We start from the raw sequence: 22,663 nt of genomic DNA on the forward strand, positions 1-22,663 counted from the left end.
CGCGCGCCATCGCACGCAGGGCAAAACGAAGGGGTATGGATGCCGGCGCTGGCGCCATGCGTGTCCCGGGACAGCCGCGGCGGGCCTGCGGCGCGCGTGGACGGAGTGGCCCGCCCGCGGATGACGCGCAAAAAAAGCGGGCGTGGATTTCTCCACGCCCGAGCTTGCCCCACACACACGTGGGAGAGAGACGGATACCGCGATTACTTGACCTCGATTTCCTGGGTCATACCGACCGGCTGACCGTTCAAGGTCACGTCGACCTTGTACTTGCCGGCGGGCCAGGCATTGGTGTTGGAGAATTCGATGTTGGTCGTGTCCACGCCACCTGCCACGACAGTGGCCGTCTGCTGGCCGGCCACCTGACCGTCCTGGAACGTCAACTTTGCGTCGATCGCAGCGTTGGCCGGCGTCGCCGCATCGGTCTTCACCGACACGATGATCTTGTCCTTCACGCCAAACATGCCAACGGCGGCGACCGACTTGTCCGCGGCAGCGGTGTTGCCGACGGTGACGCTGGTGGCGCTGACCGGCATCGGGGCGGGAGCGGGCTCGGCCGGTGCCGGAGCGGGCTCGACAGCGGCCGGCGGCGCGACGACGGGTTCTTCCTTCTTCTTGCAGCCGGCGACGGCGATGGTGCCGACCAGCGCGATGGCCAGGGCGTAGGAAATACGGGTCTGCTTCATGGGTTCGATCCTTGTGGATGAAGGGGAGTGGCGATCAGGCTTCGGCGGGCTTGGGCGGCAGCTTGATGACCTGTCCGGGGAAAATGCGGTCCGGATCCTCGATGGTGTCGCGGTTGGCTTCGAAGATCTGCTTCCACGCATTCGCGCTGCCGAGATGTTCCTTCGCGATCTTGGAGAGCGTGTCGCCTTTCTCGATGGTGTAGGTCTGCTCCCCCACGATTTCGGCAGTGCTGTCCACGCGAGCCGTTACGCCGGAGAAATCAGCTTTCTCAACTTGTGGAGCCGTGCTGTCCACACCGGCGGTGACGCCAGAGAAGTCGGCCTTCTTTTCTGTGCTCATTGCAACCACCCTTCCTGGCGGGCTGTAGGATGCGCAAGCCTTGCACGCGCTCTGTTAAGAATCCATAGCGCGAATGTGAAAACAGCTCTATTGTTACGTGAGTAACTTTACTGTCGTAGGTCGCGCTGCATCGGCGGCGCTTCCAGATCCGCCGTCGCGCGCCACGGATTGATGTCCAGACCGCCGCGGCGTGTGTAACGCGCTTCGACCGACAGCGACGCGGGACGGCAGTGCGCCAGCACGTCGTGAAAAATCCGTTCGACGCACTGCTCGTGGAACTCGGCGTGGTCGCGGAAGCTCACCAGGTAACGCAGCAGTTCGACACGGTCGATGCGTGGGCCGCGATAACGGATCACCACCGTGGCCCAGTCGGGCTGGCCGGTGACCGGGCAGTTCGACTTCAGCAGTTCGGACGACAGCGTTTCCTCGACCTGCACCTCTGGATCCGCGGCCAGGAACTCGGCGCGCGGCGGACCGTAATGATCGATCTCGACATCCAGTCCATCGATCGATTCGCCCTCCGGCGCATTGGCCATCGGGGGAAGTCCGGACACCACCTGCACGTCCGCCCCCGCGCGCGCGGACAGGTCGGTGGCGATGCGTTCCAGCACGGCGGCATCACTGTTGAAGCGGGTGCTGTTGAGCGAGTTGAGGTAAAGCTTGAGCGACTTCGATTCGATCAGGCACGGCGATGTGCACGGCACGGTCAAGGTGGCCGTGGCGACGCGCGGCTTGCCGCGGGCATCGAGCCAGCTGAGTTCGTAGCCATGCCAGCGGTCGTGGCCGACGAAGGGCAAGGCGTCGGCGGTGATGCCGATCTCGTCCCGCGCGGCCTGGCGCGGGATCGAGAACAGCAGGGTGGGGTCGTAGTGCGCGGGATACGCGACTTCGCGACCCAGCGAGGAATCCTGGGGGGTGTTGTTCATGCGGTCATTTTACGGACGGGCCCTAAAGCCGAGGTGTATAACGGCGGCGTTTCCCGAAAGGACACGACCATGCGATCACTGCTGCTGACCGGCCTGTGCGTGCTGCTGTGCGCCTGCGCCAGTGGGCCCGCCATCGGCAGCGGTCCGCCGCCGGGTGCGCTGCCGGATGACGGGCTGGTCCGTCCACAAGGAGACGCCCCGGTGTCGATGCGGGTGGGCCAGGTGTTCGAGATTGCCCTGATGGCCAATGCCAGCACCGGCTACCAGTGGGAATTCACGTCGGACGGGGCACCCGTGCTGGCCCGGACCACCGGCCCGGCCACGCCGCCGCCGATGGACACGCAACCGCCGATGCCCGGAGCGCCCGCGCTCGCGCGCTGGTGGCTGCGCGCGGAGAAGCCGGGCGAGGCCACCGTGCGGATGGTCTACCGGCGGCCGTGGGAGACGGTGCCGCCGGTGGAGGTGGTGGAATACGTTGTCGTGGTCGAATGAACCTGCGGGCCGTTGCCATGGCCAGCCTGTTGCGGAACGGCAAGGTGGTCGGATGAGTCGCTCGATGATTTCTCACTCGTCAGTGTGGTGCCCCCAGGACGGAAGAATCCTCGAACACTATGCTGGCGAGTACGAGGCGGTGTACGTCGCGCTTTCGCCCTTCATCAGGCCGGTGTCCATCTCCCTTGAGCTGTTCTGTCCGGAGACTTATCCGGACCACCCGACGATTGTGGCAGCGTGCGCACCGGTCACGTGGGCCGAGGTCCAGAAGCTTGGAGGCTTTGCGTCGATCGAGGAGATCGACATTGCGCTGAGGACATCCATTCTTGGCCTTCGCGATCACCTTCTGAGGAAGGACCTGGCGCAAAAACTGGCATCCTGCGTTGAGGATGCCGGCATCGTCCCTCCTGCCGAGGGACATCACCCCGAGCTCATGTTCGCGACGGTAATGCGGATGTTCGAAGACAAGGCGGGGTCCCCGGTTGTCGTAGTGACGGATGAGTTCGGGGAGGAGTCCAAGACTTGCACGATCAGTGAACTGCTTGCCGGCAAGGCGAGGCTGCCCTCCCACTGCAACATCCACACGCCCGACCGGAGCCTGCTGTGGACGGTCCACTGGGATAGCCATTTCACGCTCCTCTGTTCGTCGACGGAAACCTTGCACGATCTGAAGGTGCATGAAGTGCTGGAGGGCTTCTATTGCTCCCCGGAAACGGAGATCTACTGGAGTCTCCCTCCTCGCTGATCATGGGCGGACGCTCCGTCTTTACGCGAGGGTGCTCCGCGTGGCGCGGATTCGGCGCGTTGATTCTGGCTTGGCTTCCTCGTCGGCTCGGGGCAAAGTGGTGCTTCCCCACAGTCAAGGAGCCCGCGATGAGGCTCAGTCCGTTGTCCCTGTTGTTCTCCATGGCGATGGCCTTGCCGGCTGTCGCGCAGACGACGGAACCCCCTGTGTCCGTTCCAGTCGCCGAGGCGACGGCGCCTAGGGCCAACCCCGTCTTCACCACCTGCATGAGCAGCCTGCGCAGCGCTGCCGAGAAGCAGGGCATCACGACGGCCAGCTTCGATACCTACACGAACGACCTGGCCGCCGACATGAGCGTGCTCGACCTGCTGGATGCGCAGCCGGAGTTCACCACGCCGTTGTGGGACTACCTGGCCGCGTTGGTCGACGACCAGCGCGTGGCGGACGGGCAGGCGATGCTGGCGACGCATGCGGAACTGCTGGGCCGCGTGTCGCAGGCCTATGGCGTGGACCCCGCCACTGTCGTCGCCGTGTGGGGCGTGGAAAGTGACTACGGCCGCGTGTTCGGCAAGCGCCCGCTGCTGGTGTCGCTGTCCACGCTGTCGTGCTTCGGCCGGCGGCAGGCGTTCTTCCGTGGCGAATTCCTGACCACGCTGAAACTGCTGCAGGCCGGCGACGTGCGGGTCGACGGATTGAACGGCTCCTGGGCCGGCGCGTTCGGGCATACGCAGTTCATGCCCAGCACCTACGAACGCATTGCGGTCGACTTCGATGGCGACGGCCGGCGCAACCTGATCGACAGCATCCCGGACGCGTTGGCGTCCACGGCAAACTACCTGGTGAAGTCCGGCTGGCGCACCGGCGAGCCGTGGGGCTACGAAGTGACGCTGCCGGCCAGCTTCGACCTTGCCCAGGCCGGCCGTACGAACCGCAAACCGCTGACGCAGTGGGTGGCGCAGGGCATTGCCCGCATCGATGGCCAGCCGTTGCCGGCCGACGACCGCAACGCCGCCGTGCTCGTGCCGACCGGCGCCGCGGGCCCGGCCTTCGTCGTGTTCAAGAACTACGACGCGATCTATTCGTACAACGCCGCGGAAAGCTACGCGCTGGCCATCGCGCTGCTGGCCGATCGCCTGCGCGGCGGCAGCGGACTGGTGGCCCGCTGGCCGACCGACGATCCGGGGATCGGCCGACCGCAACGGCGTGAGCTGCAGACGCTGCTGCTCGCGCGCGGCCATGCCATCGGCGCCGTGGATGGCATGATCGGCACGCAGACGCGGCGCGCCATCGTCATCGAACAGCAGCGCCTGGGCCTGCAGCCGGCGGACGGTCGGGCGGGCACGAAGATCCTGGCGGCGCTGAAGGCCGACGGCCCGCCGGTCGCGTTGCCGGAGACGTCGCCGCCATGAACGCCCTTCCCGAAGGCGTGACCCGCGAGACCTGGCGCGACCTCGACGTACTGCGCGTGGAGACGCCGTTCTCCGTGGCGCGCATCAGCCTGCACGGCGGACAGCTGCTGTCGTTCGTGCCGACCGGCTTCGACGATCTGTTGTGGGTGTCTCCCAACACCGCGTTGCCGCCGAAGGCGATCCGCGGCGGCGTGCCGGTGTGCTGGCCGTACTTCGGCAGGCAGGGACAGGTGGACGACGCGGTCCAGCATGGCCATGCACGCATCTCGCGCTGGCCGTTGACCGAGGTGAAGCGCGAGACGGACGGCGTTGTCGTGCTGAAGCTCGCGCTGCCGCTGCGCGATGGCGTGCCGCTGGAACTGCAGATGTCGGTCCATGTCGGACGCGAGCTGCGGCAGAGCATCGACACCCTGCATCGCGGCGATGCGCCTTATCGGCTGACGCAGGCGCTGCATACGTACTTCCGCGTGGCCGATGCGGCGCAGGTGACGGTTACCGGACTCGATGGCCTGCGTTACGACGACAAGTACGATGGCGGCACGCACCTGCAGGCGGGGGACTGGTCGCTGCACGATCCGCGCGACCCCGGCCGCAGCGACCGCATCTATGCCGGCACCGGCCACCGCTTCGACCTGCTCGATCCCGCCGGTGGCCGCCGCATCCGGCTGGATACCTTCGGCAGCCGCTCGCTGGTGGTCTGGAATCCGGGCGACGCCGGCGCACGCGCCATCGCCGACATGCCGGACGATGGCTGGCGCAGCTTCGTCTGCCTGGAAGCCGCGAATGCCAGCAGCGATGCGATCGAACTGGAGCCGGGCCAGCGCCATCGCCTGAGCCACGTGATCTCGGCGGCCGTCCTGTAGAACCGACCTGTGGGAGCGACGTCAGTCGCGATTGAATGCTCACCGCTATGCACGTCGCCAACGATGAGATAGGGCTTCCAGAAATCGGCCGTCAGGGACGGCCATGGGTTGCGATCGCGACTGACGTCGCTCCCACAAGAAGCCTCCACCACGGCCGGTGGCATGCCCTACACTTGCGCACCTCTCGCCGGTGCCGTCCGTGAACGCCGAAGCTCCTGCCCACGCCGGCCGTCGTGCCGCCCTGATCTTCATCTTCATTACGGTGCTGATCGACATCCTGTCGTTCGGGGTGATCATTCCGGTGTTGCCGGACCTGGTGAAGCAGTTCACCGGCGGCGATGCGGCCCGCGCGGCGCTGTGGGTGGGCGTGTTCGGCACCGTCTTCTATGCCATCCAGTTCATCAGCTCGCCGATCCAGGGTGCGCTGTCGGATCGCTACGGGCGCAGGCCGGTGATCCTATTCTCCTGCCTGGGCCTGGGCGTGGACTTCGTGCTGATGGCGGTCGCCGGGACGCTGCCGTTGCTGCTGCTCGCGCGGGTGTTCTCGGGCATGTTCTCGGCCAGCTTCACCACGGCCAATGCCTACATCGCCGACGTCACGCCCCCGGAGAAGCGCGCGCAGGCGTTCGGCATGATCGGCGCCGCGTTCGGCGTGGGCTTCGTGATCGGGCCGCTGATCGGCGGCGCGCTGGGCGAAATCGATCTGCGTCTGCCCTTCTGGTTCTCGGCGGCACTGGCGCTGCTGAACTTCCTCTACGGCTGGTTCGTGTTGCCGGAATCCTTGGCACCGGAGAAGCGGACCGTCCGCATCGACTGGCGGCATGCCAACCCGTTCGGTTCACTGGTGCTGTTGAAACGCTACCCGCAGGTGCTTGGCCTGGTCGCGGTGGTGTTCATCGCCAATCTGGCGCACTTCGTCTATCCCAGCGTGTTCGTGCTGTTCGCCGGCTACCGCTTCCAGTGGGGACCGAAGGAAGTGGGCTGGGTGCTGGCGGCGGTGGGTGTGCTGAGCGTGATCGTCAATGCCCTGCTGGTCGGGCGCGTGGTCAGGAGGCTCGGCGAACGCCGCACCCTGCTGCTCGGGCTGGCGTGCGGCGCCCTTGGCTTCGTCGTCTATGGGTGGGCACCGGTGGGTGCGGCGTTCCTGATCGGATTGCCGATCAGCGCGCTGTGGGCGCTGGCAACGCCGGCCACGCAGGCGCTGATCACCCGTGAAGTGGACGAGCGCGAACAGGGACGCATGCAGGGCGCGCTGATGAGTCTGGCCAGCCTGGCGGGCGTGATCGGACCGCTGCTGTTCGCCGGCACCTTCGCAGTCTTCATCGGTGCGGACGCGCCGGCGCATATTCCGGGCGCGCCCTGGTATCTGGCCGCCGCGCTGCTGGCCTGCGCCATGCTGGTGGGCTGGCGCTTCGCCCGCCCGGCGCGGTCGGCGACACCCTGACAAGAGAAGGCCGCCCGAGGGCGGCCTTCTTCATGGCGATGGCGGGTGCCGGTCAATCGTTCTCGACGTGGATGATCTCGCCGGTGTTGGCGGCCAGGTGGATTTCCACATCGTTGCCGTCGGCGCGTTCGGCCTCGGCCTTCCAGACGCCGTCGTCGAAGTCGACGTCGTGGATCTTGGAATAACCGGCGGCGGCCAGCTTGGCCTTGACGTCGTTCTCGCTGAGGTTGGACACCAGCTTCTCGGCGACCACGTCACCGGACGCTGGGTTGATGCGCACATCGACGCGGTCGCCGTTGGCGCTGGTGGCGTCGGTTTCCCACTGGCCGTCCTCGAAGTCGAGGTCATCGATGTTGGTGTAGCCCTTCTCGGTCAGCAGCGCGCGCACCTGCGGTTCCTTCATCGCATCCTTGCCGGCGGTGGGTGCGGGCGCCTGGGCGAACGCGGCGCCCGACAGGGCGGCCAAGCTGGCGAGGGTCAACAGACGATGGCGAAGGTGGATGGTCCGCATGGGAATCTCCTGAAAGGATGGAGCGGAGATCCTGCCCACGCCCGCATCAGCCGCAGGTGAATTCGACACCGCGGAACTGAACACTCCACGCCACGTTCACCTGCATGAGCCGAACGCGAACGCGGCTCAGCGACGGCGCAGTACCAGCAGCGTGACCACGCCCGCCACCAGACCCCAGAACGCGGCACCGATGCCGCCCAGCGACAATCCCGAGGCCGTCACCAGGAACGTCACCAGGGCCGGCTCGCGATCGCCTTCTTCGCGCAGCGCAGCGGCAAGACTGTTGCCGATCGTGCCGAGCAGGGCAATGCCGGCAATGGCCAGGATCAGTTCCTTCGGAAATGCCGCGAACAGCGCCGCCACCGTCGCACCGAACAGGCCGACCACCACATAGAACACGCCGGCGGCGATGGCGGCGACGTAGCGGCGCGACGCGTCCTCATGCGCCTCGCGGCCCATGCAGATCGCTGCGGTGATCGCGGCGAGGTTCAACGCGAATGCACCGAACGGTGCGAGCAGCAGGTTGGCGACGCCGGTCCAGCCCACCACCGGCGAGATCGGGATTGGATAGCCGGAGGCGCGGATCACCGCCACGCCGGGCACGTTCTGCGACGCCATGGTCACGATGAACAACGGCAGCGCGATACCGACCACGGCCGCGAACGAGAACGTCGGTGCGATGAAGATCGGCGTCGCCAGCTGCAGCGACAGCCCATCCACGTGCAGCAGGCCAAGGCCCGCGGCGAAGGCGATGCCGACCAGCAGCGTGAGGATCACCGCGTAGCGCGGCAGCAGGCGACGCGCGAGCAGGTAGACGGCGAACATCGTCAGCACCATGCCCAGCTGTGTCTTCATCGCCGCGAACGCATCGATGCCGAAACGCAGCAGCACGCCCGCCAGCATGCCCGACGCCAGCGACACCGGGATGCGGCTGATCATCCGCTCGAAGAAACCGGAAAAGCCGCACACCGCGATCAGCAGCGCCGACAGCAGGAACGCACCGATCGCATCGGACAGCGGCAAGCCGGCGGCGCTGCTGATCAGCATGGCGGCGCCAGGCGTGGACCACGCCGTCACCACCGGCATGCGGTAGCGCAGCGACAGCCCGATGCAGGTCAGGCCCATGCCCAGGCCGAGCGCCCACATCCACGAACTGATTTCCGCCGGCGACGCACCCAGCGATTGCGCCGCCTGGAACACGATCACCGCCGAACTCGCGAAACCGACCAGCACGGTGACGAAGCCGGCGGCGATGGCGGAGAGGGAGAGGTCTTTCAGCAGGTGGCGGGGTGGGGTGGAGTCCATGGAGCCGTTCCTCATGTGGGAGCGACGTAAGTCGCGAACGCTTTCTCAACCAACACCGATCGTCATTCCCACGATGCACTACATGTGGACACCGACTTGCCTCGTGCTTTCGCGACTTACGTCGCTCCCACAACAGCGAGTCGGCGCTTCGTCACCGCCTCGCACCACCGCTTGGCTACCGTCAGCGAGGTGGTGCACACCGCTTCATCGGTGACGGTGGTCACTGCGCGCTCCAGCAGCTGGATGTCGGCCTCGTGCTGGCGCGCGACGTGCGGGTCCTCGAAGAAGATCACCCGCTGGCAGCGGCGCTCCAGCACGCGGTCGGCGATCTGCGCGTCGCCGCCGAGCGGGCCGCTCTGGAAGCGCTCCACCCACGGCGTGTCCTGCGGCCAGCCGCGGCTCCATGCCAGTTCGTTGAGACGCTGGCCGGTGGTGCCGGTGGCCATGCGGTGGCCGAAGCGCGACAGCACATCGAAGTACGTATCGGCGAAGGCGAGCATCTGCGGTTTCATCGCATCGTGTGCGATCAGCGCCAGCGTCTGCGATGCCAGGTCATGGAAACGGTCCGCACCGCGGTCCGGTGCGAAACCGGCGTGGATGCGTTCCATCTCGATCCAGTCGCGCGCCGAGGCCACCGTGGACAGGAACGGCTTGCCGTGGATCACGCACTGCCGCTTCAGCGCGATGGCTTCGGGAAAGATCGAGGACGGATCGACGGGATCGATGAAATAGATCGCGCCGTCGAGGTGACGTTCGGCGCCTTCCAGGCCGACGACTTCCGCCACCAGCTTCATCAGTCCGCCATCGCGGCCGTAGGGATAGCGTTTCAGCGCCGCGTAGCCGCGCAGCATGCCGGCCGCGGCAATGGCGTCGTGCGTGCGGCCCACCACGTGCAGTCCCAGGCCCAGCTCGCGTATACCGGGTTCGCTGGCACGCAGCCAGCGGAACAACGCAGCGTCCTCGGTGTGGTGGTGCAGGCGGTTGGCGGCAAGACCGAGGCGCATGTTCGATCGGATGAGGGCGGAGCGACGAGTCTAGCGTAGAGCCGAGCTCGCTCGGCTCGTGGGGATCGCCGAATCAAACGCAGCGGAGCAAGCTCCGCTCTACGGCAACAACAGCGTCGCGATGCTGCCCGCGGCGTCGCGGCCTTCCGCCACCGCGGTGACGACGAGATCCGCACCCCGCACCGCGTCGCCGCCGGCGAACAGCCTGGGGTGGGTCGTCTGGAAGGCGAGGCGGTCGCCGCCACCGACCACGATGCGGCCGTTCGGCGTACCTTCCACGCCGAGCTCGGCCAGCCACGCAGGCACGCTGGGCGAGAAGCCGAACGCGATGATCACCACGTCCGCGTCCAGCAGCGACTCGCTGCCTTCGATCGGCACCGCGCTTTGGCGGCCGCGCTCATCCGGCTCGCCGAGCGTCGTTTCCACCACCTGCACGCCGGCCACGCGGCCGTCGTCGCCCGCCACGATGGCGAGCGGCTGGCGGTTGAACAGGAAGCGCACGCCTTCCTCGCGCGCATTGGCGACTTCGCGCGCGGAACCGGGCATGTTGGCTTCGTCGCGCCGATACGCGCAGGTGACCTTCGCCGCGCCCAGGCGGATCGCACTGCGCACGCAGTCCATGCCGGTGTCGCCACCGCCCAGAACGACCACGCGCTTGCCGTGCAGGTCGGGCAAGGCCAACTTGTCTTCCCAGCCGGCGATCGGTCGACCCCACGGATCGCTGCCGCCGACGATGCGGCCGTTCTGCACCAGGAAGGGCAGGGCAGGCAGCACGCCGTCCAGGTCCTGGCCCGGCAGCCCGCCATCGGTGTAGCGATAGGCGCCGGTGCCGAGGAAGACGGCGTCGTAGTCGTCCAACAACTGCGCCAGGGCGACGTCGCGACCGACGTCCACGCCCAGGCGGAACTCCACGCCCATGCCCTCCAGCACCTCGCGGCGGGTGGCGATGACGCTTTTGTCGAGCTTGAAGCTGGGAATGCCGAACTGCAGCAGGCCGCCGATCTGTTCGTAGCGGTCATACACGACCGCCTGGATGCCGGCGCGCGCCAGACGATCCGCGCAACCGAGGCCCGCCGGTCCTGCGCCGATCACCGCCACCCGCTTGCCGGTCGGCTGCACGTCGCTCAGGTCGGGTCGCCAGCCGTTGGCCAGCGCGGTGTCGACGATGTACTTCTCCGCCGCACCGATGGTGACCGCGCCGAATTCCTCCAGCGTGCAGCTGCCCTCGCACAGACGGTCCTGCGGACACACGCGACCGCAGACCTCGGGCAGCGGATTGGTGGAATGGCAGAGCTCGGCGGCTTCCTCGATGCGGTTCTCCTGCAGCAGCTGCAGCCACTGCGGGATGGCGTTGTGCACCGGGCACTTCCAGCTGCAGTAGGGATTGCCGCAGTCCAGGCAACGGCCGGCCTGGTACTGCGCTTCCTCCTTGCCGAACCTGCCGTACAGCTCGCCCCAGTCGCCGCCCGTGCGCAGTTCCAGCGGAATCCGCTGCGGCATGGTCCGCGGCAGGTCGAGGAACTGGAATACCTGCTTCTTGCTCATGGGGTGCGGCTCTTCATCGCGATATACCCGTCGTCATCCCAGCGCACGCTGGGATCCATCCTGCTTCCATCTGCCGCCGTCACATGCAACAGCAACATGGATTCCGGCTTTCGCCGGAATGACGGCCCTGGGCCCATCACGCAGCCCTCCGCAGAGTCTCGGTCAGCGAATCGATGCTCGCGGCCTTCGGCTTCACCAGCCAGAACTTGCCCACGTAGTCGCGGAACTCGTCGAGGATCTGCTGCGCCCAGATGCTGCCGGTCAGTTCGCGGTGGCGGCTGACCAGGGTGTGCAGATGCTGGCGGTGGCTCTCGAAGCCTTCGGGACTGATGCGGTGGATGTCGATCAGTTCGTGGTTGTAGCGGTCGACGAAGTCGCGGTCCAGGTCGAGCACGTAGGCCAGGCCGCCGGTGAAGCCGGCACCGAAGTTCAGGCCCACCTTGCCCAGCACCAGCACGATGCCGTCGGTCATGTACTCGCAGCAGTGGTCGCCGGCGCCTTCGATGACGGCCAGTGCGCCGGAGTTGCGCACGCCGAAGCGCTCGCCCGCGCGTCCCGCGGCGAACAGCTCGCCACCCGTCGCGCCGTACAGGCAGGTGTTGCCGATGATCGGCGTGTTGCGTGCCTCGAAGCGCGCACCGCGCGGCGGACGCACCACCAGCCGGCCGCCGGCCATGCCCTTGCCCACGTAGTCGTTGGCTTCGCCTTCCAGTTCCATCTGCAGGCCACCGGCGTTGAACGCACCGAAGCTCTGTCCGGCGGTACCGCGGAAGCGGAGCGTGATCGGCGCGTCGGCCATGCCGTGGTTGCCATGCACGCGGGCGATGGTGCCGGACAAGCGCGTCCCGATGCTGCGGTCGGTGTTGTGGATCAGGAAGCGATGGTCGCCGCCGCGCTTCCTGCGGATCGGCTCGGCCAGCAGGCCGTCGAGCTGGGTCGCCAGGCTGTCCGGCGATTCATACAGGCGCTGCGCCGCGCAGCTGCCGTTGTCGACCTGCGCGCCCTTCAGCAGGCGCGACAGGTCGATGTTCACGCCCTCGCGCGGCGCCGCCTCGATCTGTTGCAGCAGGTCGGTGCGGCCGACGATCTCGTCCAGCGAACGCGCGCCCAGATACGACAGCCACTGCCGCACTTCTTCGCTGAGCAGGCGGAAGAAGTTCTCCACGCGCTCGGGCAGGCCGGTGAAGTACTGCGTGCGCAGGCGCTCGTCCTGCGTGGCTACACCGGTGGCGCAGTTGTTGAGGTGGCAGATGCGCAGGTACTTGCAGCCCAGTACGATCATCGGGCCGGTGCCGAAGCCGAAGCTGTCGGCACCGAGCAGCGCCGCCTTCACCACGTCCAGGCCGGTCTTCAGGCCGCCGTCGGTCTGCAGCACGGTGCGGTCGCGCAGCTGGTTGACCACCAGTGCGTGATGCGCCTCGGCCACGCCGAGTTCCCACGGTACGCCGGCGTAGCGGATCGAACTGACCGGGCTGGCGCCGGTGCCGCCGTCGTGGCCGGAGATGGTGATCAGGTCCGCGCCGGCCTTCACCACGCCCGCGGCGATGGTGCCCACGCCGGCATGGCTGACCAGCTTCACCGACACCAGCGCGGTCGGGTTGACCTGCTTGAGGTCGTAGATCAGCTGCGCGAGGTCTTCGATGGAATAGATGTCGTGGTGCGGCGGCGGCGAGATCAGGCCGATGCCGGGCCGGGCGTAGCGCAGCCGCGCGATCAGTTCGTTGACCTTGTGGCCGGGCAGCTGGCCTCCTTCGCCGGGCTTGGCGCCCTGCGCGACCTTGATCTGCAGCACTTCGGCATTGACCAGGTATTCCGGGGTCACGCCGAAGCGGCCGGACGCGACCTGCTTGATCTTGCTGCGCTTCTCGGTGCCGTAGCGGGCGGGATCTTCGCCGCCTTCGCCGGAGTTGCTGCGGCCGCCCAGGCGGTTCATCGCGATGGCCAACGCTTCGTGCGCTTCCGGCGACAGCGCACCGAGACTGATCGCTGCGGTGTCGAACCGGCGCAGCAGGTCGGACGCACCGGCGACCTCGTCCATCGGCGTCGCCGTATCGGCCTTCTTCAGCTGCAGCAGGTCGCGCAGCGCGGAGGGCGGACGCGTGTTCACCGCATCCGCATACGCCTGCCAGTCGCGGGCGTCGCCGGTGCGCGTGGCACGTTGCAGCGTCATCACCACATCCGGGTTGTACATGTGGTATTCGCCACCGTGCACGTACTTCAACAGGCCGCCGACCTCGGGCGATTCGCGGTCGTTCCACGCGCGCGCGTCGAGCTGGCGCGCTTCCAGGTCGAGCCGCTCGAAGCCGACGCCGCCGATGCGCGAAGGCGTTTCGGCGAAGCACAGGTCCACCACGTCCGGATCCAGGCCGACGATCTCGAACAGCTGCGCGCCGCGATAGCTGCTGATCGTGCAGATGCCCATCTTCGAGATGATCTTGGACAGGCCCTTGTAGACGCCCTTGCGGTAGCTGCGGCCGATCTGCGCCTGCTCGCCGCCCTTCTTGATCTGCAGGATGCCGCGTCGGCCCAGGTCGAACAGCGTCTGGTAGGCCAGGTACGGATAGACCGCGGTGGCACCCACGCCGATCAGGCAGGCCATGTGGTGCGGATCGCGCGCGGTGCCGGTTTCGACGATCAGGTTGGCATCGCAGCGCAGACCCACGCGACAGAGGTGGTGATGCACCGCGCCGGTGGCGAGCAGCGCATGCGCCATCGGCCTGCCAGGCTGCGGATAGCGGTCCGACAACAGCAGCATGATGTCGCCGTCGCGCGCGGCCTGCTCGGCTTCGCGGCAGATCCGTTCCAGTCCGGCCTTCAGGCCTTCCTCGGGTGAGTACGACAGGTCGATCAGGCGGTTCTTCTCGACGTATTGCGGCATCTTCAGCAGCTGCCGCAGCTTGCGCTGGCTCAGCACCGGGGAATTGAGGATGACGTGGTTCACCGTCTCCGCGCCGGCGTGGAAGATGTTGGTCTCCCGGCCCAGCTGGGTGGTCAGCGACATCACGCAGTCTTCTCGCAGCGGATCGATCGGCGGATTGGTGACCTGCGCGAACGCCTGGCGGAAGTAGTCGTACAGCGGCCGCGTCTGCCGGCTCAACACGGCCATCGGCGTGTCGTCGCCCATCGAGCCGGTGGCTTCCTGCTCGGTTTCGGCGAGCGGGCGCAGTACGCCTTCGACTTCCTCCGAGGTCAGCTGGAACAGCTTGTGGTAGCCGCGCAGCGTCTTCTCATCGAACGGCTCCTCGACCAGCGACGGATCGATCAGCTCGGTCTGCAGGTAGGTGACGCCCTGCTGCAGCCACTGCTTGTACGGGGCGCGACCGCGATTGATGCGGTCCACCGCTTCGCTGTCGAGCAGGTCGCCGCGGCGCAGGTCGATGGCCATCATCTCGCCCGGGCCCAGCTTGCCCTTGCGGGTGACGCGCTCGGCCGGCACTTCCCACACGCCGGCTTCGCTGGCGACGATGAAGTGGCGGTCGCTGGTCAGCATCCAGCGCGCCGGTCGCAGGCCGTTGCGGTCCAGCGTGCAGGCGGCGTAGCGCGCGTCCATCGAGACGATGCCGGCCGGCCCGTCCCACGGTTCGGTGTTCAGGCCGTAGAACTCGTAGAACGCGGCGAGGTCGGCGTCCTTGAACTCCAGCGACTGCGTGGCCGGCGGTACCAGGATGCGCAGCGCCTGGATCAGCTCCATGCCGCCGGCGACCAGCAGCTCCAGCATGTTGTCCAGGCTCTGCGAGTCGGAGCCGTGCATGGAGATGACGGGGTCGAACTCGCCGATGTCGAACCACGGCGTCTTCCACACCTTGCTGCGCGCCTGCGCCCAGCGGCGGTTGCCCTCGATGGTGTTGATCTCGCCGTTGTGCGCCAGCAGGCGGAACGGATGCGCCAGCGGCCAGCGCGGCAGCGTGTTGGTGGAGAAGCGCTGGTGGAACACCACCGCGCTGCTGGCCAGTTCCGCGCGTCGCAGGTCCGGGTAGAACGCGGCCAGCTTGTCCGGCAGCACCATGCCCTTGTAGCCGATGGCATGCGGCGACAGCGTGACCACGTAGAAATCGGACACGGCCGTGCGCAGCTGCTGTTCGGCGCGGCGGCGCGCGAGGAACAGCGCCAGCGAGAACGCTTCGTCCTTCTGGCCGTCGTCGGCCTCGACGTAGAGCTGCTCGATGCGCGGCAGCGTGTCCTTCGCCAGCTGGCCGCAGACGCTGTCGTTGGTCGGCGGCACGCGCCAGCCCTTCACCGCCACGCCGGCACGGAACAGTTCGGCTTCCAGCGTGGCGCGGCACTGTGCGGCCTGCGCGTCGTCGTGCGGCAGGAACACCAGGCCGGACGCGAAGCGCGCGCCCAGCGCGATGCCGGCTTCGCTCGCCAGCGCGCGCAGGAAAGCGTCCGGTTTGCGGATCAGCAGGCCGCAGCCGTCGCCGGTCAGCCCGTCGGCGGCGACGCCGCCACGATGGGTCATGCGCGACAGCGCGGCGATGGCGGTATCCACCAGCGCACGCGAGGGCTGATCGTCGAGTTGCGCGATCATGCCGAAGCCGCAGGCATCGCGCTCGTCGTTCGGGTCGTACAGACCGTGGTCGAAGCCGCCTTGGCGATTGCGAGGGGCCATGTGTTGCCTCAAACCGGAGTGACGGCGACACCGTGCCCTGCCCGCGCAGCGGCACTTCGAAATGTCACCGGAAACCCGACTAAATCACAGTTGTTGCGATGCCGCAACAACACCTCTGACACACCACTTGTTGGTTGCAACGGCAACTTTTTGCTGGACGTGCAAGCGTGTTCATCGCGCATGAAAAAGCCGCCTGTGCGGACACAGGCGGCTCGCCGGCCAAACGCGTCGCTGGGAATCTCAGCCGCAGTTGACCGAGGTCGCCGCGCCCTTGTCGTCGAGGATGATGTTCAGGCGGTTCGGGTTGAAGTCCATCGTCGCGGCATCGCCGGGCTTGAGCGCGCGCACGGCCTCCGACTTGCTGTCGGTCTTGGCCTGCTCGATCTCCTGGTCGGTCGGCGTCTTGCCGATGATCCACTGCGCCTGGGTGTCGTCGCAGGTGCCGGCGAGTTCCGTGGGTGCAGGTTGCGCGGGCGCCGGCTCCGCGGCTTCGCTGGCGGCGGCCTGGGACTGCTCGGCGGCGGCGGTCTGCTCGTCGGATTCGGGCGCGCTGCACGCGGCCAGCGAGAGGGTCAGCAGCAGGGCGGGGATCGCCGTTCGGATCATGCGGAGCTCCGGAGAATGGGTCTGAAGGAGAGATTACGCATACGACATTCGCTAGTCGTTAAGCACGGTCCGAGCGGTTCCGTCGATCGGCCGTGGACACCTTACGAGCGGACCGGAACCTCGGACCTTTTCAGCCCGCCGCGGGACGCCGCCGCTCCAGCCACCAAAGCAGGCCGCTTGCGAACAGCCAGCCGAGGAACCAGGGCCATGCCGGCCCGCGAGCGCCTTCCGTTCTCGACGAGGCCGCGACGCTGGACGGCGCGCGCGATGCCAGTTGCCGTGTGTGTTCGCGTACCGCCATCGCATGCAGCTGGGGTGCATCGTCCGCCGCGCGCACGTGGAACGGTGCGGTCGCATCGCCCAGGGTCAGCTGGTGCCAGCCGGCCATGCGTGGCCAGAAGCCGCCACAGCCCGCGGCGCCGGTGGCCGGGTCGCGCTGCAGGCGGGTGACAGTGCCATCCGGTGCGCTCACCTGCGCGCCGCCGGCGAGAGCGCACAGCGCCACGCGCTGCGGGACGCGGGCGTCGTCAGGTGCCGACAGCGCCATCTCTGTGCCCGTCCGGGACAGCGTTCCCAGCGCCTGAGACCACAGCACGGCATGCGTATCGGCATGGCCGGTCAGGGCCAGGGTGTAGGTGTCGGTCGGCGTCCACGCGCCGATGCGGCCGCGCCCTTCCGCACGCCACCACGCGACCGCCGTGCCGTCGGCCGCGCGCAGCAGCGGGATCGCGTCCGGCGATGTCGTGCGCAGCGCCTGTCGCGTCAGCGTCGACAGGCCGGCCGGTATCGCATCGGCATCGACCGGTGCGTCCGCCGTGCCGGCGCCGCGGCGAGCGCGCCAGGCGTCGTCGTCGGGCGCAGGACGCGGCAGCTGGAATTCCGCGTCATCGCGGCCGGTCAGCGCCAGGCCGAGCATGCGTTGCACGCCTGGTGCCAGTGCGCCATCGGCACGCACCAGCACGCCGAGGCCGTCACGGACCGCCGCCACGAGGGCTGCACGTTGTCCGTCACCGAGCGCGGCGGCGCTGCGCGCGTCCAGCAGCACCAGGTCGAAGCGGCGCAGCGTGTCGGCCGTCATCGGCAGCGGCGCATCGCCCAGCTGCAGGCCGCCGCCCAGGCTGATCTGCAGATGCAGCGGAATGCCGGCGTCGGCGGCCCAGCGGCGCAGGTACTTCCATTCCGCGTTCGGTGCGCCGGCCAAGGCCCAGACGCGCGGCGCCGAGGCGGGCTGGGTCCATACCGGCACGGTGGCGGTGTCGATGACCGCACGCTTCGCATCCAACACCTCGATGCGGAACTGCGCTGGCCCCGACAAACGGCTCAGCCCGTCGAGGCGAAAGCCCCCCTGCGCATCGACCGTCGTCGCATCGACCCGCTGGCCGGCCGGATCGCGCAGGACCACCGTCGCCTGCGGAATGCCGTGCACGCGGCCGCTGGCGACGAAGCCGGCGCCCGTCGCGACCGGTGCGATGGGTGAGAGCTGCACGATGCCGCGCGGCAACGGCGCCGCGGAGAAGGCCAGTGCGCGTCCATCCACCGCATCGCGGTCGCGCGGCTCCAGGCCGGCGCCGACGATGTACAGCGCACGGACCTCCGGACGACGGCGCAGTGCGGTGCCGAGGTCGGGGACGCGTTCGGCGTCGAGACCGGCCGGTGCTTCCGGCAGCGCGACGCGCGGCTGGCCGTCCAGCGATGCGGGCAGAGCGACGCGATCCGCCTGTGCGGTCATCACCACCAGCGTGCCGGTGGTCGTGGTCTGTCGTGGCGGCAGCAGGGTGACGTAGAGCAGCAGCGCGACCACGGGTTGCAGCAGGCACAGCAACGCGAAGCGCGTCGGCGAACCGCGACGGTCATGCGGTGCGCCGTGACGCCACAACGCGAGGCGCAGCCACGCCATCACGACGGCCAGCGTCAGCAGACCGGCCAGCAGCAGCGACAGGGACATGGCGTTCATCGCGCCGGCTCCTGCCGCAGGGCATCCAGGTAGCGACGCCCCACGTCGTCGGTCGCGCCGCGTCGCGGCACCTGCGCGGGCGGCTGTGCCGAGGCGGACCACAGCAGCGACCGCAGCCGCTGCCGGCAGGGCGCGCAATCCGGATCGCCACGCACTTCGTCGATGGCCGCGAACAGGTCCAGCGCATCCGGCACGCGCGCTTCGTTGTTGCGCAGCCAGGCCTGCAACGCGTCAAGGTCGGCGGCATCCGCGGGCACGCGGTCGTTCGCGAGCGCGGCCCAGGCACGCGCGGGTGCCGGTGCATCGTCGTCCTGCTGGCGCGCGAGCGGTCCCAGCGCGCGCGGCGCGATGCCGGTGCGGTCGCCACCCATCCTGCGCGTCTCGTCGATCGGCGGCAGTTCCGGCCCCACCCGCGCCAGGTAGATGCGGGTCGCCTGCTGTACCTGCTTGATGTACTCCAGCGCCTTGTAGGCGAACGGCAGCGCCTGGTCCGGATGGCCCTGGCGCAGGTGAAGTTCCGATTGCCACATCTGGTCCAGCGCCTTCTTCAGGGTGGCGCGCGTCTCCGGATCGAGCAGGGTCGCGGCTTCGGCATGGTCGTGGGTGTGGCCGTACGCCTCCAGCACGTCGGCTTCGCGGCCGAAGCTGGCGCCGGTCGCGCTGGTGACCTCGCCATGCCCGTGGCCGTCGTCGGCCTGTGCGGATTCGCCAGCGTGGTCGTGGCCGTCGCCGTCCGCATGCGCTTCCTCGGCATCATTCGTCGGCGGCGGTTGCGGCTCGCCTTCGGCTTCCTCGCCGAGGAACTGGCCGTAACGCAGGCGCAGGATGCGCTGGTCCACGCCGATCGCATCCGAGCGGGTGACGAACGTATCGGCTGCCAGGCTGCGCTTCTGCTTCTGCAGCGCTTCGGCGTCGATGATGATCTGGCGCTGGCTGCGGAAGTAGGCCGGCATCACCTTCTTCACCATCCCTTCCAGCCCTGTGCTCTCCTGGCCAAGGTCGGCCGGCCAGCGCAGGATCAGGCCGGGACTCTGCGCGCGCTGCGGCGCGGGCGAACGCGTGTCCTGCACGGTGAGCTGCGCGATCAGGTCGTCCCCCACCGCCATGCCCAGCGCCTTCAGGTCCAGCGAGGCGGTGAAGCGGCGTGCCGTCGCCGGACCGGTGCCACGCAGCGTCATCACCTGTTCCTTGAAGGCGATGTTCTCGCCGCTGCCCTGCGCGAGCGTCAGCTTCAGCGTCGCGCTCGGCGCGATGCCGTAGTCGTCGCGCGCCTCGAAGGCCAGCGGCCACCGCGTCTGCCCGACCGTCACCAGACTGAGACCGCGGTCCGGCGCGAGGACCTTCACCTCCGGCACACGGTCGGGAATCGCATCCAGCCGGCGCAGCTTCGTCGGCGGCTGGCCTTCGGTGCCGGCCGCGACCACGCGGTACAGCGTCGACTTCGCCAGCACGTGCGTCGCCTGCCAGGTGTCGCCCGTGCGGCGCAGTCCGATGCGCTGGCCGTCGTGGAAGACCAGCGCCGCCGTGGACGGTTGCGGCTCGAAGCGCAGCGTCCATGCCAGCCGCGAGCCGGCGGGCGCCTTGGTGTCGAGCGAGGCCTCGTCGCGCGCGGCGAGGCCGGTGTAGGCGGGCGGCACCACGTGCAGGCGTTGCGCGACGAGGTGCGGGATGCCGGGCGCGGTGGGGACCGGCTCGTCGGAAGGCTGGAGCGCGCCGGGTCCGGTCGCGCGACCGGGCCATAACAGCGCCGTCGCCATCACGACGGCGGCCGCGATCCACAGTGCGACGATGCGTGCCCACGGCCACGGCGTGCGAAGGTCCGGCGCGGGCTGCGCGCGCAGGCGTTCGCGCACGCGCGCCTGCTGCAACTGCTGCAGGGGCGTCAACGACGCGGGTGGCGTCAGCAGCAGGTCGGTGCTGTCGTCGAGATCGGCGCGCCGCGCATCCAGTTGCCGCACCAGCCAGCGCGTGTCGAACGCACGCGTCCGTCGCCACGCGAGGATCGCGAGCAGCGAGAAACCGATGACGGCGATCATCATCGCGAGGCCCGGCGACGTTAGCCGCCACAGCACACCGCCCACCGCCACCGGGATCGCCGCGCCCAGCAGCAGCTGGCCTAGCAGCGCATGCCGGCGCGCCTGCCCCAGACGGTCGCTTGCGGACGGCGTCATGGCGCCACGCCTCGTATGCGGCGCGTCGCCATCCAGCGCTCCACCAGCACCAGCAGGACGATCAGCAGCGCCAGCCATGGCTGCAGGTCGCGCGGTGCGACCGGATACGTCGCGCCCCCGGTCGCCGGCGCGTAGTCGGTCGCCAGCACGCGAGTTGGGGCAGCGCCAGGCGCATGGAACAACGCGCGCAGGTGTTGCGGGAAGTCGGCCTCGACCAGTTCAGGCATCGCATCCGCCCGCAGCGGACGGGTGAAGCGCAGCACGCGGCCCTTGCCGCGTCTGGCCGCTTCGACCAGCGCGGCGCCATCGGCATCGCGCCACGGCGTCGTGTCGGCGGTGAAACCGTCGAGCGCGCTGTCGTTCGCCAGCAGCAACGTGCCGCCGGACACGATCCACTGCACGACGGTTGCCGGCACCGGGCCGGGTACCAGCCAGACCAGCGGCATCGTGGTGGCAGGCAGGGGTTCGTCAGCCGTTCCGACCTGCAGCGACGACGACGTCGAGGACGCGGGTTGCCAGGCCAGCGCAGCGGCGCGCAGATAGCGCAGCCCCGTGTCGTTGCCTGCCGTGTGGCGCACCGCGAGCGTGGGCGGCGGCGAGACGAACGCGGGGGGTGCCGCCATTGCGCCCTCGACCACGGTCCAGGTCACTGCGCGCGACAGCAGCGGGCGTTCCGCGTCCGCGCCTTGCAGCGTCGCCGGCACGATGACGGTCAGCGGCGCCCCCGGCGGCAGCTCTGCATCCAGTTGGCGCAACAGGCTGCCGATGGCGGGCGTGCCGGCGGGTGCGGCTTGCTCCAGCGAAGGAAAGCCGGGCGCCAACCAGTGCAGGCGGGCCTCGGCATCGGGTGCCTGCCTGCGCACGCCCGCAACGTCCACGCCAGGGATAGCTATGATCCATGGACGCGTGTCGTCCGCGCCGGACAGCACGGGCTTGGCCAACCACAGCGCCAGCAGTGTCAGCAGCAGCAGGCGCACCAGCAGCAGCGGCCATTCGTCGAAGCGGATGCGGTGGCGGGGCTTGGGTTTCTGCCGCAGCCAGCGCAGCGCAGCGAAGTCGGTCGGCGTCTGTTCGTGGCGGCGCGCCAGGTGCAGGAGCAATGGCAGCAGCAACGCGGCGAGCGCGGCCAGTCCGGCGGGCAGCAGCAGTGACAGGCTCATGCGTACTCCGCCGCGTCGCGCGCGCCGAACAGCCGCCGCAGCGGCAGGTCCAGCGGCTGATCGGTGTAGTAGCGCGCATGGCGGATGCCGCTGGCATCCAGTCGCGCATCGAGCAGGCGCTGCGCCTCGGCGAAACGCTGCAGATAGTCGGCGCGCAGCGCGGCGGCATCGCCCAGCAGTTCCTCGGCGGTCTCCGGATCGCGGAAGCGATGGCCGCCGGTGAACGGGAAGTCGCGCTCGTCCGCCGTCAGCAGCTGGATCGCCAGCACCTCGCGGCGGGCGGCGGCCAGGCGTTCGATCAGCGCGATCATCGCCTCGTCGAACCCATCGCTCAGCGCCATCACCAGATCGCCGGCACCGATCCGTTCCCACACCGGCGCGAGGTTGTCGGCCGCGGGAAACGTCCCGCCCGCGCTCAGCCCGTGCAGCGCCAGCAGCAGCTGGTCGCGCTGGCGCGCGCCATTGCCCGGGGACACCAGGCGCACGCCATCGCCGTGCAACACGAGCAGGCCGAAGCGGTCGCCCTGGCGCAGCGCCAGCTCGGCGATGCAGGCGGCCAGTCGCCGCGCGGCATCGAAGCGGGTGCCGCGTTCGCCATCGCGTTGCGTCATCGAGGCGGTCGCGTCCAGCACAATCCACACCGTCAGCGGACTCTCGCGTTCGGCCTCACGCACGAAGAAGCGGTCCGAGCGTGCGTACAGCTTCCAGTCGATCTGGCGCAGCTCGTCGCCCGGTTCGTAGGCGCGGTACTGCGCGAACTCCAGCCCGGCACCGCGGCTGCGGCTGTGGTGCACGCCGATCCCCTGCGCGCCGATCGCGCGGCGCGCGGTCAGCCGCAGCTCCTTCAACCGGCTGCGGACGTCGGCGGGGATCAGGTCGTGCGCCATGGAAGC

At 68.8% G+C, this 22,663-nt stretch carries 16 protein-coding genes and 1 pseudogene; 4 read left to right on the forward strand and 13 right to left on the reverse strand.

All coding sequences use genetic code 11. The features are described 5' to 3' along the window. Window positions 1-203 precede the first annotated feature (203 nt). The 3 genes from ASD77_RS06170 to queF form a co-directional block, all read right to left on the reverse strand. A complete protein-coding gene (locus ASD77_RS06170) occupies window positions 204-686 on the reverse strand; it encodes a hypothetical protein (RefSeq protein ID WP_055938853.1) in 483 nt (160 codons plus the stop codon). A gap of 34 nt (window positions 687-720) precedes the next feature. Continuing rightward, window positions 721-1,026: a LysM peptidoglycan-binding domain-containing protein gene (locus ASD77_RS06175; RefSeq protein ID WP_055938856.1), complete on the reverse strand. Its 306-nt coding sequence runs from the start codon at window positions 1,024-1,026 to the stop codon at window positions 721-723. A 107-nt stretch (window positions 1,027-1,133) separates the two neighbouring features. Further along, window positions 1,134-1,952, reverse strand: coding sequence for an NADPH-dependent 7-cyano-7-deazaguanine reductase QueF (gene queF, locus ASD77_RS06180; protein WP_055938859.1), 819 nt, complete (start codon window positions 1,950-1,952; stop codon window positions 1,134-1,136). Window positions 1,953-2,021: 69 nt separating this feature from the next. On the opposite strand from queF, the gene ASD77_RS06185 reads away from it, so the two are divergent. The 4 genes and pseudogenes from ASD77_RS06185 (at window position 2,022) to ASD77_RS06205 (ending at window position 6,905) form a co-directional block, all read left to right on the forward strand. Then, on the forward strand, window positions 2,022-2,444 hold the full coding sequence (locus tag ASD77_RS06185) for a protease inhibitor I42 family protein (RefSeq protein ID WP_055938862.1): 423 nt from the start codon (window positions 2,022-2,024) through the stop codon (window positions 2,442-2,444). Between the two features lie 52 nt (window positions 2,445-2,496). After that, window positions 2,497-3,189, forward strand: coding sequence for a DUF2711 family protein (locus ASD77_RS06190; RefSeq protein WP_055938866.1), 693 nt, complete (start codon window positions 2,497-2,499; stop codon window positions 3,187-3,189). 167 nt (window positions 3,190-3,356) lie between these two features. Beyond that, a pseudogene (locus ASD77_RS18445) lies at window positions 3,357-5,461 on the forward strand (lytic murein transglycosylase). A gap of 190 nt (window positions 5,462-5,651) precedes the next feature. After that, entirely contained in the window at window positions 5,652-6,905 is a 1,254-nt protein-coding gene (locus ASD77_RS06205; RefSeq protein ID WP_156383491.1) for a TCR/Tet family MFS transporter, read from the forward strand. 52 nt (window positions 6,906-6,957) lie between these two features. Here ASD77_RS06205 and ASD77_RS06210 read toward each other — a convergent pair whose 3' ends face one another. The 10 genes from ASD77_RS06210 to ASD77_RS06255 all read right to left on the reverse strand — a co-directional run bounded on the left by ASD77_RS06210 (window position 6,958) and on the right by ASD77_RS06255 (window position 22,657). Then, window positions 6,958-7,416 carry a PepSY domain-containing protein gene (locus ASD77_RS06210; RefSeq protein WP_055938872.1) on the reverse strand — a complete coding sequence of 153 codons (459 nt, stop codon included), beginning with the start codon at window positions 7,414-7,416 and terminating at the stop codon, window positions 6,958-6,960. Between the two features lie 126 nt (window positions 7,417-7,542). Next, on the reverse strand, window positions 7,543-8,721 hold the full coding sequence (locus ASD77_RS06215) for a benzoate/H(+) symporter BenE family transporter (protein WP_055938874.1): 1,179 nt from the start codon (window positions 8,719-8,721) through the stop codon (window positions 7,543-7,545). A gap of 116 nt (window positions 8,722-8,837) precedes the next feature. Further along, window positions 8,838-9,725 (reverse strand): methylglyoxal synthase, encoded by an 888-nt coding sequence (locus tag ASD77_RS06220; RefSeq protein WP_055938878.1) that lies wholly within the window; start codon window positions 9,723-9,725, stop codon window positions 8,838-8,840. Between the two features lie 99 nt (window positions 9,726-9,824). Beyond that, window positions 9,825-11,270: an FAD-dependent oxidoreductase gene (locus tag ASD77_RS06225; RefSeq protein ID WP_055938881.1), complete on the reverse strand. Its 1,446-nt coding sequence runs from the start codon at window positions 11,268-11,270 to the stop codon at window positions 9,825-9,827. 136 nt (window positions 11,271-11,406) lie between these two features. After that, window positions 11,407-15,879 (reverse strand): glutamate synthase large subunit, encoded by a 4,473-nt coding sequence (gltB, locus tag ASD77_RS06230; protein WP_055938883.1) that lies wholly within the window; start codon window positions 15,877-15,879, stop codon window positions 11,407-11,409. A 240-nt stretch (window positions 15,880-16,119) separates the two neighbouring features. Beyond that, window positions 16,120-16,485 carry an I78 family peptidase inhibitor gene (locus tag ASD77_RS06235; protein ID WP_055938885.1) on the reverse strand — a complete coding sequence of 122 codons (366 nt, stop codon included), beginning with the start codon at window positions 16,483-16,485 and terminating at the stop codon, window positions 16,120-16,122. Window positions 16,486-16,615: 130 nt separating this feature from the next. Continuing rightward, window positions 16,616-18,439 (reverse strand): carboxypeptidase-like regulatory domain-containing protein, encoded by a 1,824-nt coding sequence (locus tag ASD77_RS06240; protein ID WP_055938888.1) that lies wholly within the window; start codon window positions 18,437-18,439, stop codon window positions 16,616-16,618. Then, window positions 18,436-20,610 carry a hypothetical protein gene (locus ASD77_RS06245; RefSeq protein WP_055938892.1) on the reverse strand — a complete coding sequence of 725 codons (2,175 nt, stop codon included), beginning with the start codon at window positions 20,608-20,610 and terminating at the stop codon, window positions 18,436-18,438. The genes ASD77_RS06240 and ASD77_RS06245 overlap by 4 nt, the downstream gene beginning before the upstream one ends. Further along, on the reverse strand, window positions 20,607-21,770 hold the full coding sequence (locus tag ASD77_RS06250) for a BatA domain-containing protein (protein ID WP_055938895.1): 1,164 nt from the start codon (window positions 21,768-21,770) through the stop codon (window positions 20,607-20,609). Before ASD77_RS06250 ends, ASD77_RS06245 begins: the two co-directional genes overlap by 4 nt. Further along, window positions 21,767-22,657 carry a DUF58 domain-containing protein gene (locus tag ASD77_RS06255; protein ID WP_055938898.1) on the reverse strand — a complete coding sequence of 297 codons (891 nt, stop codon included), beginning with the start codon at window positions 22,655-22,657 and terminating at the stop codon, window positions 21,767-21,769. Before ASD77_RS06255 ends, ASD77_RS06250 begins: the two co-directional genes overlap by 4 nt. Window positions 22,658-22,663 lie beyond the last annotated feature (6 nt).

Origin of the sequence: Pseudoxanthomonas sp. Root65 (assembly GCF_001427635.1) — a bacterium.
Lineage (GTDB): Bacteria > Pseudomonadota > Gammaproteobacteria > Xanthomonadales > Xanthomonadaceae > Pseudoxanthomonas_A.

Coding starts and splice junctions, on each gene's coding strand:
- ASD77_RS06170 (WP_055938853.1), bottom strand. CDS start 686: ATGAAGCAGACCCGTATTTCCTACGCCCTGGCCATCGCGCTGGTCGGC.
- ASD77_RS06175 (WP_055938856.1), bottom strand. CDS start 1,026: ATGAGCACAGAAAAGAAGGCCGACTTCTCTGGCGTCACCGCCGGTGTG.
- queF (WP_055938859.1), bottom strand. CDS start 1,952: ATGAACAACACCCCCCAGGATTCCTCGCTGGGTCGCGAAGTCGCGTAT.
- ASD77_RS06185 (WP_055938862.1), top strand. CDS start 2,022: ATGCGATCACTGCTGCTGACCGGCCTGTGCGTGCTGCTGTGCGCCTGC.
- ASD77_RS06190 (WP_055938866.1), top strand. CDS start 2,497: ATGAGTCGCTCGATGATTTCTCACTCGTCAGTGTGGTGCCCCCAGGAC.
- ASD77_RS06210 (WP_055938872.1), bottom strand. CDS start 7,416: ATGCGGACCATCCACCTTCGCCATCGTCTGTTGACCCTCGCCAGCTTG.
- ASD77_RS06215 (WP_055938874.1), bottom strand. CDS start 8,721: ATGGACTCCACCCCACCCCGCCACCTGCTGAAAGACCTCTCCCTCTCC.
- ASD77_RS06220 (WP_055938878.1), bottom strand. CDS start 9,725: ATGCGCCTCGGTCTTGCCGCCAACCGCCTGCACCACCACACCGAGGAC.
- ASD77_RS06225 (WP_055938881.1), bottom strand. CDS start 11,270: ATGAGCAAGAAGCAGGTATTCCAGTTCCTCGACCTGCCGCGGACCATG.
- gltB (WP_055938883.1), bottom strand. CDS start 15,879: ATGGCCCCTCGCAATCGCCAAGGCGGCTTCGACCACGGTCTGTACGAC.
- ASD77_RS06235 (WP_055938885.1), bottom strand. CDS start 16,485: ATGATCCGAACGGCGATCCCCGCCCTGCTGCTGACCCTCTCGCTGGCC.
- ASD77_RS06240 (WP_055938888.1), bottom strand. CDS start 18,439: ATGAACGCCATGTCCCTGTCGCTGCTGCTGGCCGGTCTGCTGACGCTG.
- ASD77_RS06245 (WP_055938892.1), bottom strand. CDS start 20,610: ATGACGCCGTCCGCAAGCGACCGTCTGGGGCAGGCGCGCCGGCATGCG.
- ASD77_RS06250 (WP_055938895.1), bottom strand. CDS start 21,770: ATGAGCCTGTCACTGCTGCTGCCCGCCGGACTGGCCGCGCTCGCCGCG.
- ASD77_RS06255 (WP_055938898.1), bottom strand. CDS start 22,657: ATGGCGCACGACCTGATCCCCGCCGACGTCCGCAGCCGGTTGAAGGAG.